This window comes from Caloramator mitchellensis (assembly GCF_001440545.1).
GTDB classification, from domain to species: domain Bacteria; phylum Bacillota; class Clostridia; order Clostridiales; family Caloramatoraceae; genus Caloramator; species Caloramator mitchellensis.
This window is the reverse complement of sequence record NZ_LKHP01000008.1, coordinates 60,052-76,808: the sequence shown is the minus strand read 5'-3', so window position 1 is coordinate 76,808 and position 16,757 is coordinate 60,052. Positions and strand designations below refer to the sequence as shown.

Annotated in this window: 15 protein-coding genes; 13 read left to right on the top strand and 2 right to left on the bottom strand. The window is 31.8% G+C overall.

The features are described from left to right. Positions 1-101: 101 nt before the first annotated feature. The 6 genes from ABG79_RS07940 (at position 102) to speD (ending at position 5,659) form a co-directional block, all read left to right on the top strand. On the top strand, positions 102-1,325 hold the full coding sequence (locus ABG79_RS07940) for a BaiN/RdsA family NAD(P)/FAD-dependent oxidoreductase (protein ID WP_057978900.1): 1,224 nt from the start codon (positions 102-104) through the stop codon (positions 1,323-1,325). Between the two features lie 11 nt (positions 1,326-1,336). Then, the gene (aroH, locus tag ABG79_RS07935) at positions 1,337-1,699 is read left to right on the top strand and encodes a chorismate mutase (protein ID WP_057978968.1); all 363 of its coding nucleotides are present in this window, start codon (positions 1,337-1,339) and stop codon (positions 1,697-1,699) included. 36 nt (positions 1,700-1,735) lie between these two features. After that, complete coding sequence (gene cmk, locus ABG79_RS07930) at positions 1,736-2,404, top strand: (d)CMP kinase (RefSeq protein ID WP_057978899.1); 669 nt, start codon at positions 1,736-1,738, stop codon at positions 2,402-2,404. A gap of 1 nt (position 2,405) precedes the next feature. After that, complete coding sequence (locus tag ABG79_RS07925) at positions 2,406-2,996, top strand: lysophospholipid acyltransferase family protein (protein WP_057978897.1); 591 nt, start codon at positions 2,406-2,408, stop codon at positions 2,994-2,996. Beyond that, a complete protein-coding gene (locus tag ABG79_RS07920; protein ID WP_057978895.1) occupies positions 2,996-4,927 on the top strand; it encodes a bifunctional 4-hydroxy-3-methylbut-2-enyl diphosphate reductase/30S ribosomal protein S1 in 1,932 nt (643 codons plus the stop codon). Before ABG79_RS07925 ends, ABG79_RS07920 begins: the two co-directional genes overlap by 1 nt. A gap of 351 nt (positions 4,928-5,278) precedes the next feature. Continuing rightward, on the top strand, positions 5,279-5,659 hold the full coding sequence (gene speD, locus ABG79_RS07915) for an adenosylmethionine decarboxylase (RefSeq protein ID WP_057978893.1): 381 nt from the start codon (positions 5,279-5,281) through the stop codon (positions 5,657-5,659). A gap of 37 nt (positions 5,660-5,696) precedes the next feature. Here the strand turns inward: speD and ABG79_RS07910 are convergent, their stop codons facing one another. Next, on the bottom strand, positions 5,697-7,319 hold the full coding sequence (locus ABG79_RS07910; protein WP_057978891.1) for a putative manganese-dependent inorganic diphosphatase: 1,623 nt from the start codon (positions 7,317-7,319) through the stop codon (positions 5,697-5,699). A 139-nt stretch (positions 7,320-7,458) separates the two neighbouring features. Between ABG79_RS07910 and ABG79_RS07905 the strand changes: the two genes are divergently transcribed. After that, the gene (locus tag ABG79_RS07905) at positions 7,459-10,059 is read left to right on the top strand and encodes a calcium-translocating P-type ATPase, SERCA-type (RefSeq protein ID WP_057978890.1); all 2,601 of its coding nucleotides are present in this window, start codon (positions 7,459-7,461) and stop codon (positions 10,057-10,059) included. Positions 10,060-10,073: 14 nt separating this feature from the next. On the opposite strand, the gene ABG79_RS07900 is transcribed toward ABG79_RS07905, so the two are convergent. Next, on the bottom strand, positions 10,074-10,484 hold the full coding sequence (locus ABG79_RS07900; protein WP_057978888.1) for a hypothetical protein: 411 nt from the start codon (positions 10,482-10,484) through the stop codon (positions 10,074-10,076). Positions 10,485-10,717: 233 nt separating this feature from the next. On the opposite strand from ABG79_RS07900, the gene hypF reads away from it, so the two are divergent. From hypF to ABG79_RS07870, 6 genes are read left to right on the top strand one after another with little or no spacing between them, the layout of a single operon-like run. Next, positions 10,718-12,964, top strand: coding sequence for a carbamoyltransferase HypF (hypF, locus tag ABG79_RS07895; protein ID WP_057978886.1), 2,247 nt, complete (start codon positions 10,718-10,720; stop codon positions 12,962-12,964). Continuing rightward, positions 12,955-13,188 carry a HypC/HybG/HupF family hydrogenase formation chaperone gene (locus tag ABG79_RS07890; protein ID WP_057978884.1) on the top strand — a complete coding sequence of 78 codons (234 nt, stop codon included), beginning with the start codon at positions 12,955-12,957 and terminating at the stop codon, positions 13,186-13,188. The genes hypF and ABG79_RS07890 overlap by 10 nt, the downstream gene beginning before the upstream one ends. Then, on the top strand, positions 13,163-14,248 hold the full coding sequence (gene hypD / locus ABG79_RS07885; protein ID WP_200956807.1) for a hydrogenase formation protein HypD: 1,086 nt from the start codon (positions 13,163-13,165) through the stop codon (positions 14,246-14,248). Before ABG79_RS07890 ends, hypD begins: the two co-directional genes overlap by 26 nt. Positions 14,249-14,257: 9 nt before the next feature. Continuing rightward, on the top strand, positions 14,258-15,259 hold the full coding sequence (gene hypE / locus ABG79_RS07880) for a hydrogenase expression/formation protein HypE (protein WP_057978880.1): 1,002 nt from the start codon (positions 14,258-14,260) through the stop codon (positions 15,257-15,259). Between the two features lie 17 nt (positions 15,260-15,276). Then, the gene (locus ABG79_RS07875; RefSeq protein ID WP_057978878.1) at positions 15,277-15,666 is read left to right on the top strand and encodes an NADH-quinone oxidoreductase subunit C; all 390 of its coding nucleotides are present in this window, start codon (positions 15,277-15,279) and stop codon (positions 15,664-15,666) included. Positions 15,667-15,670: 4 nt separating this feature from the next. Next, on the top strand, positions 15,671-16,753 hold the full coding sequence (locus tag ABG79_RS07870; RefSeq protein WP_057978876.1) for a hydrogenase large subunit: 1,083 nt from the start codon (positions 15,671-15,673) through the stop codon (positions 16,751-16,753). Positions 16,754-16,757 lie beyond the last annotated feature (4 nt).

Sequence of the window (16,757 nt, the reverse complement as noted above, 5' to 3'; positions counted from 1 at the left end):
AGAACTCTCCACGGAGAGTTCTTTTTTTATGTTTTATATTGGTTTAAAAATAATGTTTATGATATAATAATATAACTGTAATAAATGAATAGGAGGTTGCTATGAAAAAGGTTGTAGTAGTAGGCGGAGGAGCATCAGGAATGATGGCGGCAATTATAGCAGCTAAGAATGGTAAAGAAGTTTTATTAATAGAAAAAAACGATAGATTAGGAAAAAAGATTTTTATTTCTGGTAAGGGTAGGTGCAATGTTACAACCAGCAAACCAATTGAAGAGATAATAAAAAACATACCGGGTAATGGCAAATTTATGTATAGAGCTTTAAACACCTTTTCAAACGTCGATTTGATTAATTTTATAGAAAAAAAAGGCATTAAACTTAAAATTGAACGTGGGGATAGAGTATTTCCGGAAAGTGATAAATCAAGCGACATAATAAAATGTTTTGAAAAATACATAGATGATTATAATGTAAAGGTAATATTAAACTCAAAAGTAACAGATATTTTTGTAAAGGACAATCATATAGCAGGGATTGAGCTCAATGGAAAAGATATTATAAAATGCGATTCCGTAATATTAGCTACTGGAGGAGTTTCATATCCTGGAACAGGTTCTAATGGAGAAGGACATAAATTAGCTCAAAAACTTGGACATAAAATAACCGATTTAAAACCTTCACTTGTTCCTTTAGTAACTAAGGAAGAATGGGTTAAAGATTTGATGGGGTTATCCTTAAAGAATGTTGAAATTAAGATTTATAATAAAAATAAAGCCATTTACCAGGAATTTGGGGAGATGCTTTTCACGCATTTTGGCATTTCAGGGCCAATAGTGTTATCTGCTAGCAGAAGCGTTGTTGACCTGCTTCCAAATGAAGTTGAGGTATTTATAGATATAAAGCCAGCATTGACATTTGAGGAACTGGACAGAAGAATATTAAGGGACTTTGAAATGTTTAAGAATAAGGATTTTAAAAATAGCTTGGAAGAGCTATTGCCCAAAAAAATGATACCAATTGTGATTAAATTGTCTAATATTAATCCAAATAAAAAGGTTAACTCAATAACTAAGGCAGAACGATTAGGGCTTGTAAAACTTATAAAGGAGTTTAAGGTTACTGTGATTGGAACAAGGCCAATTGCAGAAGCTATAATAACAAGAGGTGGAGTTTCTGTTAAAGAGGTAGACCCTCAGACTATGGAATCTAAACTAATAAAGGGCCTTTTTATTGCAGGAGAACTATTGGATGTTGATGCATACACAGGTGGATTTAATCTTCAAATTGCATTTTCAACAGGGTATTGTGCAGGACTTTATTCTTAGGTGGTGATATGATGTTTACAATTAGAGGCGCAACAACTATTAACGAGGACATGAAGGATGAAATATTGAATTCTGTTGAAGAGTTATTATCAAAAATAATAGAAGCAAATAATATTGATAAAGAAAAAATAATATCCATAATCTTTTCTGCAACAAAGGATATAAAAAGTGTTTACCCTGCAGAAGGAGCAAGGAAAATGGGAATTACAAATGCTTCTTTGATGTGTCTCCAGGAGATGGAAGTTGAAAATAGCTTGGAAAGATGCATTAGAGTAATGCTTCTAGTAAATGGTGATAAAAATCAAACAGAAGTAAAAAACATATATTTAAGAGATTCTATAATATTAAGACCAGATATATTAGAAGGAAAATGAAAACTTTTGTAGAAATTATTATGTGGAGGAATTTTCATGAGAAGAATTTCAATAGCAATAGATGGACCAGCTGGTGCAGGAAAAAGCACGATAGCTAGAATAATAGCTGACAAATTGAATATAGAGTATATTGATACTGGAGCAATGTATAGAGCTGTTACTTTAAAATTTCTAAGAAAAGGAATTGATTTAGATAATGATTATGATAAAATAAGTAACATTTTATCTTATACTGATATTAATTTTGAAAAAGGGAAAATATATCTTGATGATGAGGATGTTTCTGAAGAAATTAGATTGCCTGAAATAGGAAAATATGTTTCTAGAGTAGCTGCAATGCCAGAGGTTAGAGAAAAATTAGTCAAGCTTCAAAGGGAAATTGCTCTAAAAAAGAGCGTTATAATGGATGGAAGAGATATTGGGACAAATGTTTTGATGAATGCTGACGTTAAAATATTTTTGATAGCATCCGCTGAAGAAAGAGCACGAAGAAGATATACTGAGTTGCACGAAAAGGGTATAGAAGTTTCATTTGATGAAATATATAAGGAAATTGAAAATAGAGATTATATTGACTCTACAAGAAAAATAAATCCGCTAAGAAAAGCAGAAGATGCAATTACAATTGACAGCAGTAACAAAACGATTAATGAAGTTGTGGAGGATATATTACTCATTATAAGAAATAAATGTGCGGGGTGTTGATATGTTACTTTATAAAATTATTAAACCCATTGCAAAATTTTTATTTAATTTAATTTATAAAATTGAAATAAAAGGAATTGAAAACATACCAGATAATGAGGGGGCGCTTATTTGTCCGAACCATTATACATGGGCAGATCCAGTGATGGTTGCCATAGTAACAAAAAGACCTATAAGATTTATGGCTAAAGCTGAAGCTTTTAACAATCCATTAATGAAATTCCTTCTAGAAAACGTAGGGGCATATCCTGTAAGACGTGGTGAAACAGATTTAACAGCAGTCAAAAATACATTGAAACTGTTAAAGGAAGGCCAACTTGTTGGATTGTTTCCACAAGGGACAAGAGTGAAAGGAAACGACCTTGGAAAAGCTCATTCAGGAGTTGCAGTTTTTGCTTTAAAGTCAAATAAGCCAGTTATCCCAACTTATATTTCAGGAAGTTACAAACCATTTTCCAGAATGCAGGTTATATTTGGACAACCTATAGATTTTTCAATTTATAAGAAGGACAAGATGACTGGTGAGGATTATTTTGAACTCAGTCAGATTGTTATAGATGAGATAAGGAATTTAAAGGAGGGGGCTAAATAATGGAGCTTTTAGTTGCTCAAAATGCAGGATTTTGTTTTGGTGTAAAAAAAGCTATGGACGAAGCTATAAAAGCATCAAATGAAAGGGAAAACGTTAGGACATTAGGTCCAATTATTCATAATGAAGATGCAGTAATGCAGTTAGAAAAAAATGGTGTTAAAACTCTAAGGGACATTAATGAAATTCAGGATGGGCAAACGGTAATTATTAGAAGCCATGGAATTGGTAAAGATGAATTGGAAAAGATGAACAACATGAATATTGAGATTATTGATGCAACTTGTCCATATGTAAAAAATATACATAATATCGTTGAAAAAAACTATAAAAATGGTTACCAAATTGTTATAGTTGGAGATGCAGTTCATCCAGAAGTTACTGGTATAAATGGATGGTGCGAGAAAAAAGCTATTATTGTAAATGAAATAAATGATATAGATGACGATAAATTTAAGAATAAAAAAGTATGCGTTGTAGCTCAGACAACATTTAATTCAAATAAATGGCATCAATTAGTTTGCGAGATTGTTAAAAGGACTAAGGAAGCACTTATTATCAATACAATTTGCAATGCAACTGAAATTAGGCAAAGGGAAACAATGGAAATAGCTAAAAATGTAGATTTGATGATTGTAGTTGGAGGAAAAGAAAGTTCGAATACAAAAAAACTATTTGAAATATCAAAGCAATACTGTAAAGAGGCTATTTTTATAGAAAATGCAAAGGAACTTGAAGTTGAAAAACTAAGGTCATTTAATAAAATAGGTATTACTGCAGGAGCATCTACCCCACAATTCATCATTGATGAGGTAGTTACAATTATTAAAGGATTTGAAGATAAAAGGTTTGAAAAAAACGATATTAAAAAGGAAGAAATCAAAATTTCAGATGAAATAGATTATTTTGCTGATTTTGTAAGACTAGAAGTAGGAGATATTATAACAGGAAAAGTTATTCATGTAACCGATAAGGAAGTATATTTAGATATATCTTACAAATCAGATGGTATTATGCCGGCTGATGAAGCTTCAAATATTCCTATAAATTTAAGAGAACACTTCAAAGAAGGGGATGTAATTGAAGTTGAAGTAATTAGGATGAATGATGGTGAAGGCAATGTATTGTTAAGTAGAAAAGAATTAGAAAAAGAAGAATTCTTCGAAAAATTAAAAATGTATAAAGATGAGAAAAAGCCTATTGAGGTAGAAATTACTAAGGAAGTTAAAGGCGGCTATGAATGCAAGTTTGGGGATTTAAGATGTTTTATGCCTATTTCTCACTCAGGAGTTAACGAAGGTGAGGCTCAATCAATTTTAGGCAAAAAGGTGCAGGCTAATATTTTGGAAATAAAATTCGAAAAAGGAAATGCAAACCTAATACTAACAAGAAGGGCACAGGTTAGAGAAGAGAAACATGAAAGAGCTAGGGCAGCTATTAAGTTAATTAGAGAAGGCCAAGTTTTAAATGGAAGAGTTAAAAATATCATTGAATCAGGTGCCTTTGTTGAAGTAGGAGATGTAGATGTATTCATTCCTATTTCAGAAGTTTCTTGGAAAAAAATATCGAAAATTGAAGATGTATTGAAGTTAAATCAAACAATTGAACTATTAATAATTAAGGTAAATATAGAAGAATTAAAGGTTACAGGCAGTATAAAAAGAACTCAGGCAACTCCTTGGGAAAATTTTGTTTCAAAATATTCAGTTGATGATATAGTAGAGGGAAGGATAGTTAATATGACTGACTTCGGAGCATTTGTTGAATTAGAAGAGGGAGTCCAGGGTCTTGTTCACATTTCAAATATGTCTCATATAAGAATTAATAAACCACAGGATGTTGCAAGAATAGGCCAAAAGGTAAAAGTTAAAATAATAGGAATAGATACCGAAAATAAAAAACTATCGCTTTCAATTAAAGATGCTAAGAATTAATAAACTTGATACATCAAAATAAGAATTATATATGAAGTTATAGATATTTTGCCTCATGAATTATTTCAAAGTTGAAATGACCTGAAATAATTTATGAGGCTTTGTATCATTCCCATATAAAATTAATCTTATGTAATCAAATATAATTATATTGCATTTTAGAAAAATAAGCATATAATATAGTTAGTAGCATATATGACTTAGCATAAAAATAAGAGAAAAAAAGAGAAAAACCAGCATGTTTTAGACTTATTTCAAAAAAATAAAGAATTTTATCAAATATACTTGACTTTTCGATGATTTTTGATAAAATTTAATTATTGTTAATAGAAAAGGAGGTTGAGAGTTAGAATGAACGCATTGGGACGTCATATTTTGGCAGAGATTTATGGATGTGATGCTGAAATTTTAAATGACAGGGATAAAATTGAAAAAATAATGGTAGAAGCTGCACTTCATTCTGGTGCTGAGGTTAGAGAAGTAGCATTTCATAAGTTTAGTCCTCTTGGTGTAAGCGGTGTTGTTGTTATTTCTGAATCTCACCTTACTATTCACACATGGCCGGAACTTGGATACGCTGCAGTTGATGTTTTTACTTGCGGCGATCATATAAATCCATGGGATGCCTGCAATTATTTGACGGAAAGATTAGGCGCATCTCATATTACTGCATCAGAGGTAAAAAGAGGTTTGTTTGACCAACCTGTTCAAGTAAAAGTTTCATCATTGTAGATAAGAAAATGCGCCCTTAAAGAGTAGGACGCATTTTTTATTCTATAATTTGTGAAAGCGGCGGAACTACTTGTTTCTTTCTAGATATAACCCCTGGCAAGAATACATTATTTTCATTTATTTTTACATTAAATGCTCTTGAAATTAATTCCTTTTCTTCTCCAACAAAAAGTATCTCAGAACCTTCCTTTATGATATCCGTCAGCATTATCATCAAAAGGTCATATCCTTTTTGATTGCATAGCTTATTCATGAAGTTTAATATATTATTTTTTGTTTCCCCAAGGTTTTCTGCATCCATTGTGTTTATCTGACTTATACCTATATTATATTTACCAAGTTTAAATTCTTTAAAATCTTGGTAAAATATCTCTTCAGGCGTTTTTCCTTGAAGCGATGTGCCTGCCTTAAACATTTCAGAAGCAAATTGTTCTATGTTTATTCCTGCTATTTCAGCTAATCTTTCAGCAGTTATCTTATCAATATATGTGCTTGTTGGAGATTTGAATTTGATAGTATCGGATATAATTGCAGCACATAACAAGCCGGCGATATTTTTAGGCGGTCTAATGCCATTTTCAAAATACATGCCAGCAATAATTGTTGAAGTGCTTCCAACAGGTTCATTCCTAAAATAGATTGGTTTTCCTGTTTGAATATCTGCAACCCTATGATGATCCACTATTTCAAGTATTTCTGCATCATCGATGCCATGGACAGTTTGTGACTTTTCGTTGTGGTCAAGTAGTATGACTAATTTTTTCTTTTGGGATATCAGATGATATCTTGATATAAAACCATATATTTTATTGTTTTCATCAAGAACGGGATAGCTGCGGTATCTTGTTTGGAGCATTTTATCTCTTATTTCGTCTACAAAATCATCTATATGGAAACTAATTATATTTTCAGTTGTCATTACGTATTTGACAGGAATACTTTGATTTATAAGCCTTGCTGTAGTAAAAGTATCATTAGCTGTCGTCATTATTATTGAACTTTGTTCTTTAGCTAATTTTAAAATCTCCTCATCTACTCCATAACCACCTGTTATTATCAGACAATTAGCACCAAGCTCCAATACCTTTATTTGCGAGTCCTTTCTATTACCTATTATAACTATGTCTCCCTTTTCTATATAAGGTTCCATGCTATCAGGAGAAAGGGCTGCTACAACAATTTTACCATTAGAGTTAAACTTGCTTTCGTCTCCTAAAATCAATTTAGCATTTAATGTCTCAAGAATATTTCTTAATGGAGTTTTTATAATATTGTTCTCCAAAGTATCCATATATTTATTGGTTATATTTGACAAAGTTACTAGGCCTAAAAATCTTTCGTTTTCATCAATTACAGCTAGCGTTTTCACATTGTTTTTTTTCATAAGCATCCATGCTGTTTTAATAGATGCATCAGGAGAAATAGGTATTACAGTATCTAAATTTAAATCAGAGAGCTGCGTTTTTACTGTTTGTAGCAATTCTGGTTGCTGAACATTGAAATAATCTAGAATAAATTCAGTTTCTCTATTAATATCACCTAAACGTTTTGCAACGGCATTAAATCCTAATCTCCTTTTAAGTTCAGCATATCCTATTGCCGCTGCTATTGAATCAGTATCGGGATTTTTGTGGCCAAAAATATAAATTAAATCTAGCAAGATAGCACCCCCTTAGTCTTATTATATTATACCCAATAGACGTAGTTTTTTAAATATATCTTTAAATAATATTTTGTGATATAAAATATTTTTAATAAATATACTTATATAGATGAAATTATATGGGGGGCAGAATAGAATGGCAATTAAAGAAAGTGATTTATATAAGGAAAACTATAAGTATGGTTTGAGTAAGCACGAAGCTAAAAAAAGATTAGAAAAATATGGCCTCAATGAAATTAAACAGAAAAAAAAGAAATCTGCATTATTGATTTTTTTATCTCAGTTTAATGATTTTATAGTATGGGTTTTGTTTGCTGCGACTATTATTTCCTCTTTTTTAGGAGAAATTGCAGACGCAATATCTATATTTGTAATTATTTTTATGGATGCTATATTGGGATTTATTCAGGAATATAAGACCGAAAGGGCACTCGAGGTTTTAAAAGAGCTTGCGGCACCTACAGCAAAAGTTATTAGGGAAGGGAAGCAAGAACTGATAAAGGCAAGTGAACTTGTTCTTGGAGATATAGTTGTTCTTGAAACAGGAGATAGAGTTCCTGCGGATATAATATTGATTGAATCAAATTCTATTCAAAGTGATGAATCTATTTTAACGGGAGAATCTGTTCCGGTGGAAAAATTAAAACATGATGGTGGAAAAATTAAGAACGAGAATCTATTATACATGGGGTGTATGATAACAAATGGAAGTGCTATAGGAAGGGTAATTGCTACAGGTATGCAAACTGAGATGGGAAAAATTGCAGATATGTTAGAAAAGATTGAAGAAACAAAGACACCACTCCAAGAGAAATTGAATAAACTTGGTGAATACCTTGTTTATATTATTCTAATCATATGCGTCGTAGTCACAGTTATGGGAGTGTTAAGAGGGGAAAACTTATATAAAATGTTTCTTGTTGGAGTAAGTCTTGCAGTTGCTGCGATTCCAGAAGGGCTACCTGCAATAGTAACTGTATCCTTAGCACTAGGTGTTCAAAAGATGATGAAACGAAATGCTCTAGTTAAAAAACTTCCTGCTGTTGAAACTTTAGGATGTACAAATGTAATTTGCACAGACAAAACTGGAACTTTAACCCAGAACAAGATGACTGTAAGAAAAATATATATATCAGGTAGAGAATACTCGGTGTCTGGCGAAGGTTATGATTTAAATGGAGTTTTTTTATACGATTCTGTTAAAGTTAATTTAAAAAGCAATTTTGCATTTAACAAAATGATGGAATGCTCAGTTCTTTGCAATAACGCTGATATAGAAGATAATAAATTTATAGGAGACCCCACTGAAATAGCTCTGCTAGTACTTGGTGCAAAATCGGGTTATATTAAAAAGGACCTTAGTCGTTTTTATTCTAAAGTAAAAGAAAATCCTTTTGATTCTAATAGAAAAATGATGTCTGTAATAGTTTCAAAGAACGGCAAAAAATATATGTATTTAAAAGGTGCTGCAGAGGCTGTCGTAAACAAATGCAAATATTATCTTTTGGATAATAATATAGTCAATTTTGATAACCAGTTAAGAAAAAATATTTTGATGGCTAATGATTTGATGGCAAAAAAAGCATTAAGAGTGTTAGCCCTTGCATATAAAGAGATAACAGTAAATGAATCAGAGGATGAATTGATATTTATCGGATTGTGTGGCATGATAGACCCACCGAGGGAAGAGGTTTTTGACGCAGTACTTGAATGCAAGATGGCAGGAATAATTCCTATAATGATTACTGGAGATCATAAATTAACTGCAGAAGCTATAGCTCGTGAAATTAGGATATTAGGAGAAGGAGATAGAATATTAACAGGTGATGATTTAGACAAACTAACAGATAACCAACTTGAAAAAATAATAAAAGAAGTTAAGGTTTTTGCGAGAGTTAATCCATCTCACAAATATAAGATTGTAAAGGCATATAAAAAACAGGGGTTAGTAGTGGCTATGACTGGTGATGGAGTTAACGACGCTCCAGCTATAAAAGAAGCAGATATAGGGATTGCTATGGGCATAACAGGAACTGACGTAACAAAAGAAACAGCGTCCCTGATACTTATGGATGATAATTTTACAACTATTGTTTCTGCTGTTAAAGAAGGAAGAATTATATATGACAATATTAGAAAATTTATTAGGTATTTATTATCTTGTAATCTCGGAGAAGTTCTTACAATGTTCTTGGCTTCTATATTGAAGCTGCCTATACCTTTATTACCAATTCAAATATTGCTTGTTAATTTGGCAACCGACGGTTTTCCTGCGATGGCTTTGAGCTTGGAAAAGGGTGAGGCAGACATAATGCAAAAAAGACCTCGTCATAAAAATGAGAGCATATTTTCGGATGGACTTCTTTATAAAATTATGATGAGAGGAACGCTGATTGGACTTTGCACAATTACTTCATTTGCCTTCAGTCTTTATTATTTTGGGAATATTATTGTTGCAAGAACTATTGCTCTCGGGACATTGATTTTATCTCAACTTTTACACGTTTTTGAGTGTAGATCAGAAAGAAAATCAGTTTTTGAATTGGGTATTTTTACCAATTTATATCTTGTATATGCAGTAGTTTCATCATTAATAATACTCTTGTTTGTTATATATATCCCATTCATGCAGAAAATCTTTTATACTCGAAGTTTGAATTTAATGCAATTGTTTATTGTAATAGTTTTTTCTAGTATGGTTTCTATAATATCAAGTTTATATTGGTATAAAAAATAAGGGAGATTTCTCCCTTATTTTCTAATTATTTGTTTTTGCTGAAGTTTTTTCAAGTCTAGTCCTACAGGAACCAATTCTTTTTTGGTTGTCATATTTATTATATTCATAACTTCAATGACGTCTGAATCTTTATTTTTCTTTTTCACAGGTTTAAGCCCCTGGAATAAAACCAAATGACCTTGATTTAATTGAATAAACTCTGGCTTTTTAAAGTATCTTCTTCTTTTATATTGGCATTTTACAACAGTTTTGCTTCTTTCAGGTTTTACAACGATATCAACTCTCAAAGTATGAATAAAACCTAAGAATACCTTTTCAACAATTTTAACGCTTAAAATATGACCGTGAACCTGAGTTATGCGGTCTTTATATCTTTCCCAATACACATCCTGAATTTTTTTATTAATCTTATCTCTGAATCCCATATCCATTCTCCTTCTTGAAAATTTTAGAAAAATATGATTACCTTATTTATTATAACAATAAATTAAAATATAGTCGAGAGGGTATTCATTGTTAATTAATTAACCTAATTTGTCTATTTAAAATTTGATAAAATTGTGTTATACTTAAATAAAGTTGTTGTTACAACAATTTAACAGGGCTGTTATATAAGAAAAAAGCAGCTGTTCTAATTATATAATACAGGTGAAAGATTATGAAAAGATCAAGAATAAACATAAATGGAATTGTTCAGGGTGTTGGATTTAGGCCATTTATTAACAAATTAGTTACAAATTATTGTCTTAAAGGATGGGTCAAAAACACATCGCAAGGCGTTATGATAGAGGTCGAAGGGGATGAAAACAGCATTTATGATTTTATAAACGATATAAAAAATAAATCTCCAAAATTGGCTTATATAGAAAAAATAGAATATGAATTTTGCAAAAATTTGAAATTTTATAATGAATTTCAAATAGAGAAAAGTCATCAATTTGATAAAAAATTCACCTTTATTTCACCAGATGTTGGAATTTGTGATGATTGTCTGGCTGAATTGTTTGACAAAAATGATAGAAGATATAGATATCCATTTATAAATTGTACTAATTGTGGTCCAAGGTTTACAATTATAAAGGATGTTCCTTATGATAGAGAAAAAACGACAATGAGGCAGTTTGAGATGTGCCATAGCTGCTATAATGAATATGTCGATATAGAAGATAGACGATACCATGCACAACCAAACTGTTGTTACATTTGTGGTCCTGAAGTATTTTTTAGTTATGATAATGAAATAGTCAGTGGAGAAGTTGCAATAAAAAAAGCTATTGACTTTATTAAACAAAAAAAGATTATTGCTATAAAGGGATTAGGTGGCTTTCATGTAGCTTGTGATGCGTTGGATGAAAAAACTGTAACTCAATTGAGATTAAGAAAGGGAAGAGAAGAAAAACCATTTGCGATAATGGTTAAAGATATCATAACAGCAGAAAAATTTTGCATTATAACAGATGAAGAAAAAGAAATTTTAAGCAGCTTTAGACGACCAATTGTTTTGTTGAAGAAAAAGAACAATCTGCTTGACTATATTTCCGATAATGATAGTCTGGGTGTTATGCTGCCTTATACTCCGCTTCACTATTTGATTATGGAAAATTTTGATGTTCTTGTTATGACGAGTGGTAATGAACATGATATACCTATTTATTATAAAAATGAAGATGCGGTAGAAGGATTAAAAAATATAGCTGATGGATTTTTAATGAATAATAGGGATATACATGTAAGATGTGATGATTCGATTGTTAAGGTTTTTGAAGGTAAAGAGTATTTTATAAGAAGGTCAAGGGGATATGTTCCATTTCCAATAAAATTTGATGTAGATGAACATATTTTAGCTTGCGGGGCAGAACAAAAAGGAGCATTTGCATTGAGCAAATCAGGGTTTATATTTTCAAGTCAGCATATAGGAGAATTGAGAAATATTGAGACATTTGAACATTATTCTGAGGCAATAGAGCATTATAAAAAAATATTTGATATAAAACCATCTATAATTGTGTGTGATATGCACCCAGATTACCTATCTTCAAATTATGCAATTAATAAACACAAAGAGAATAAAACACCTTTAATAAAGGTTCAGCATCATCACGCTCATATGGCAGCTTGCATGGCTGATAACAATTTGAATGAAAGAGTTATAGGCATAATATGGGATGGAACAGGTTATGGATTAGATAGCACAATTTGGGGTGGAGAATTTTTAATTGGCGATTATAAGGATTTTAAAAGAGTAGGTAGCATTAAAAAAATAGCACTTCCCGGAGGAGATAGAGCAACAAAAGAAATCTATAAGATAAAATATAGTTTGTTAAAAGACTCTTTAGGTAATATTCCAGATGATTTTGTGGTATCTGGAGATAAAGATATGATAAACAAAATGATAGATTTAGAACTAAATACTCCAAGGGTTAGCAGTATGGGTAGATTATTTGATGGAGTTGCAAGTATTATTGGCATTAAGGATAAGGTGTCTTATGAAGGTCAAGCGGCAATTTTACTCGAAAGTTTGGCTACGGTCTGTGATGATTATTACAGATTTAACATAATTAAAGATGATATTATTTATTTTGATTGGAAAGATACAATTCTTGATGTAGTTTATGATGTTAGAAAAAAAGTTGAAATTGGGAAAATAGCTGCTAAGTTTATGAATACACTTGTTAGGGTTTCATCAGATATGGTGAAAGTTATTAGTAATGAATATGGAATAAGAAATATTGTATTATCCGGTGGTGTTTTCCAAAACATCTATATTTTGCGTAGAATGAAATTAGAATTGGAGAAACTTCAATTCAAAGTGTATATTCACAATAAAATTTCTACTAATGATGAAGGAATACCATTAGGTCAAATTGCTGTAGCAGCAAAGGGAGGTGGAGAAATTTGTGTTTAGCAGTTCCTTTAAGAATTGTTGAAGTCAACGGCAATGATGCGATTGCCGAACACGATGGTGTGAAAATGAAGATAAGAGTTGATTTTATTAAAGATGTGCACATTGGAGACTATGTTTATGTCCATGCTGGGTTTGCCATTAATAAGTTAGATGAAAAACTTGCAAAGGAAAATTTAGAGCTTTTTAAGGAGGTTGCAGATGCAGCTAAAATTCAAGGATTATGATAAGATGTCAAATATAGTAAATTATTTAAGAAATTATAATGGTCCTGCGGTGAAAATTATGGAAGTATGCGGGACTCATACAATGTCGATTGCAAGAAGCGGAATAAGAACGCTTTTATCAGAAAAGATTAAGTTGATTTCTGGACCAGGATGTCCGGTTTGTGTAACGGCAATAAACAGAATTGATGAAATATTTGAACTTGCAAAGAGACATGATACAATAATTGCTACATTTGGGGATATGTTAAAGGTTCCTGGAAGCAAAGCGGGCTTTAATTTGTCTATGCTCAAATCCCAGGGTGCAAATATACAGATAGTATATTCAGCTATGGATGCATTGAATTTAGCAATGAATAACAAAGAAAACGAAATAATATTTTTGGGTATAGGATTTGAGACTACAGCTCCTGGAACTGCAGTGGCGATAAAAGAAGCAGCAGTAAAGTGCATTGAAAATTTTTCAGTATTTTCAATGCACAAGTATGTTGAACCAGCTCTTAGGGCTTTAATTGAATCAGATGATTTTGATATAGATGGATTTTTGTGTCCAGGTCATGTTTCAACTATACTTGGAATAAGAGGATTTGAATTTTTAGTTGAAGAATACAAGATACCTTCAGTTATAACTGGTTTTGAAGCTGAGGATATATTAGTTGCTATATATAAAATACTAAACCAAATTACAGGGGATAACCCTAGTATAGAAAATGAATATCTAAGAATTGTAAGTTATGAAGGTAATAAATTGGCACAAAATATGTTAAATGAAGTTTTTTATCCAGATGACGATCTTTGGAGGGGTATTGGTGTTATAAATAAAAGTGGGATGGCAATTAGAAATAAATATTCTAAATTTGATGCAGTTAAGAAATTTAATATTAATCTTGATTTCGTAGATAAATCGACTGCATGCAAATGTGGGGAAATTATCAAGGGAAAAATACAGCCCGATGAATGCAAATTGTTTGCAATTAATTGCACACCTGAAAATCCGATTGGACCCTGCATGGTTTCAAGCGAAGGCGCATGTGCAGCATTCTACAAATATTTGAGATTCTGAGGTGAACATATGGACGATATTATAACCCTGGATTACGGCAGTGGCGGCAAAAAGACATCTCAATTAATCGATGAGCTTATATTAAAAAATTTTAATAATAGTCAATTGTTAAAACTTATGGATGGCGCAATTTTGCCTATCCAAGGCCATATTGCATTTTCAACTGATAGTTTTGTAGTAGCTCCCTACTTTTTCCCTGGAGGGGATATAGGTAAATTATCAGTTTGTGGAACTGTAAACGACCTTTTGATGTGTGGTGCAATCCCTAAATATCTGAGCTTAAGTTTAATTATAGAAGAAGGATTCAAAACAAACGATTTGAGCAAAATATTGTTATCTATTAGAAATACTGCAATAGAATGTGGTGTAAATGTAGTCACAGGTGATACTAAAGTGGTTGAGAAAGGCAAAGGTGATGGAATTTACATTAATACTGCGGGAATTGGAGTAATTGAAACTGAGCATTATGGAAAAGATAAAATAGAAGAAGGGGATGCTGTAATAATTACAGGTTTTGTAGGAGATCATGGTATTGCTGTTATGTCTGCAAGAAATAATTTTTTCGTTGAAACAGATATTATTTCAGATTGCATGCCCCTTATAAATATAGCTAAGATTATATTTAAATATGGAACCAAGGTAAAAATAATGAGGGATCCAACTAGAGGAGGTCTAGCTACGACATTAAATGAATTTGTCGAGGATACAGATTTTTCAATAGAGCTTAATGAAAAAGAAATACCTATTAGGGACAATGTTCATTATGCGTGTGAAATATTAGGAATTGACCCTTTGTATAGCGCTAATGAAGGTAAAATAGTAATTATTGCAGCAGATGAAATTAAGCAACAGTTACTTAACGATTTAAAAGAACTAGAAGAGGGGAAAAACGCAGCAATTATCGGAAAAGTTACAAAAAATCATAAAGGTTTAGTTGTTTTAAAAACTCCTATTGGAGGTTCAAGGATATTAACCAAATTAACTGGGGCTCAATTACCAAGGATATGTTAATTTTTGGAGGTGGTTAAATGCAAAATTTTAAATCCTTTGAAATAACAAAGGAAGAGATAGTTCCATTAGCAGAAAGAATGAAAAAAGAAGGAAGAAGACTCTTGATGATTCACGGATTCGTTGACAAGGAAGGAAATATAGTAGTAAATTACCAGTATGATTTAGGAGAAACAGTTGAATCCTACACTATTAAAGGAGTTAATGATTTGCCTACTATATCACACATCTATGATGTAGCTGCTGCCTGGCCAGAGGAAGAAATACACGAGCTTTTAGGAGTTAATTTTGAAGGGCTAAAAATGAGGGGCAGATTATTCCTACCTGATACTATGCTCGATGGAAAAGGTCAAATAATTGTTACTCCATTAAACGAGTTAAGAAAAAAGACAAAGGTAGAAAAGGAGTGATAGAATGAGTTATGTAATTCCAATAGGTCCTTATCATCCATCATTAGAGGAACCTATTCATGCTAAATTGTATACTGAAGGCGAAATAATTAAAGATGCTGAAGTCTTTATAGGTTATAACCATAGAGGTATTGAAAAATTAGCAACTGAAAAGAACTTTATACAAACACTTGTTTTAGTAGAAAGAGTTTGTGGTATTTGTTCACACTCGCATCCATTTGCTTATGCACAGGCCATAGAAAACATAGCACAAATAGAGGTTCCTAAAAGAGGACAATATATAAGAAATGTAATAGCTGAACTTGAAAGAATACATTCACACTATCTATGGTTAGGAATTGCGGCTCATTTAGTTGGCTATGACAGTTTATTTATGCACATATGGAATGTTAGAGAAAAGGTTATGGATATTCTCGAGGCCATTTCAGGAAATAGAGTAAATTACGGAATGGTTATTATAGGTGGTGCAAGAAGAGATATAAACGATGAATTAAGAAAAAACATATTAGAAATATTGAAGGATTTTAAAGCTGAACACGAAAAGATAAAGCAAATAGTTGTAAATGATAAAACACTTGCAATGAGAACTAAGGGTGTAGGAGTGCTTCCTAAGGATGTTGCAATTCAATTAGGAACGATAGGACCTCATGCAAGAGCATCAGGAATTAAAGTTGATGTTAGAAAGGATGCTCCATATTCCTCATATGAAGATTTTGAATTTGATGTTCCCGTTGTTGAAGATGGAGATGTATTTGCAAGAGTATTGATAAGAGCGTTAGAAGTAGATGAAAGCATAAAAATTATTACACAAGCGCTTGAAAACCTACCTGAGGGTCCTATAAATCAGGGGATGAAGCTGCCAAGGGTTCCTGCTGGCGAATTTACTCAAAGAATTGAAGCACCAAGAGGACAATTAATACACTATGCTGTAACTGATGGTGGTCAAACTAACTATAGATTAAGCATACATGTTCCAACGTATAAAACAGCGCCTACAGTTCCATATATGTTGAGAAACAATACAGTAGCAGATGCTGGACTAATTATTGCAAGCATAGACCCATGCTTCTCTTGTTTGGATAGGTAGGATT

What these genes read in the sequence shown, in the direction of transcription:
- ABG79_RS07905 (WP_057978890.1), top strand. Translation starts at nt 7,459, where the DNA reads ATGGCAATTAAAGAAAGTGATTTATATAAGGAAAACTATAAGTATGGT.
- ABG79_RS07900 (WP_057978888.1), bottom strand. Translation starts at nt 10,484, where the DNA reads ATGGGATTCAGAGATAAGATTAATAAAAAAATTCAGGATGTGTATTGG.
- speD (WP_057978893.1), top strand. Translation starts at nt 5,279, where the DNA reads ATGAACGCATTGGGACGTCATATTTTGGCAGAGATTTATGGATGTGAT.
- ABG79_RS07940 (WP_057978900.1), top strand. Translation starts at nt 102, where the DNA reads ATGAAAAAGGTTGTAGTAGTAGGCGGAGGAGCATCAGGAATGATGGCG.
- hypE (WP_057978880.1), top strand. Translation starts at nt 14,258, where the DNA reads ATGGACGATATTATAACCCTGGATTACGGCAGTGGCGGCAAAAAGACA.
- ABG79_RS07875 (WP_057978878.1), top strand. Translation starts at nt 15,277, where the DNA reads ATGCAAAATTTTAAATCCTTTGAAATAACAAAGGAAGAGATAGTTCCA.
- hypF (WP_057978886.1), top strand. Translation starts at nt 10,718, where the DNA reads ATGAAAAGATCAAGAATAAACATAAATGGAATTGTTCAGGGTGTTGGA.
- ABG79_RS07925 (WP_057978897.1), top strand. Translation starts at nt 2,406, where the DNA reads ATGTTACTTTATAAAATTATTAAACCCATTGCAAAATTTTTATTTAAT.
- ABG79_RS07920 (WP_057978895.1), top strand. Translation starts at nt 2,996, where the DNA reads ATGGAGCTTTTAGTTGCTCAAAATGCAGGATTTTGTTTTGGTGTAAAA.
- hypD (WP_200956807.1), top strand. Translation starts at nt 13,163, where the DNA reads ATGCAGCTAAAATTCAAGGATTATGATAAGATGTCAAATATAGTAAAT.
- aroH (WP_057978968.1), top strand. Translation starts at nt 1,337, where the DNA reads ATGTTTACAATTAGAGGCGCAACAACTATTAACGAGGACATGAAGGAT.
- cmk (WP_057978899.1), top strand. Translation starts at nt 1,736, where the DNA reads ATGAGAAGAATTTCAATAGCAATAGATGGACCAGCTGGTGCAGGAAAA.
- ABG79_RS07870 (WP_057978876.1), top strand. Translation starts at nt 15,671, where the DNA reads ATGAGTTATGTAATTCCAATAGGTCCTTATCATCCATCATTAGAGGAA.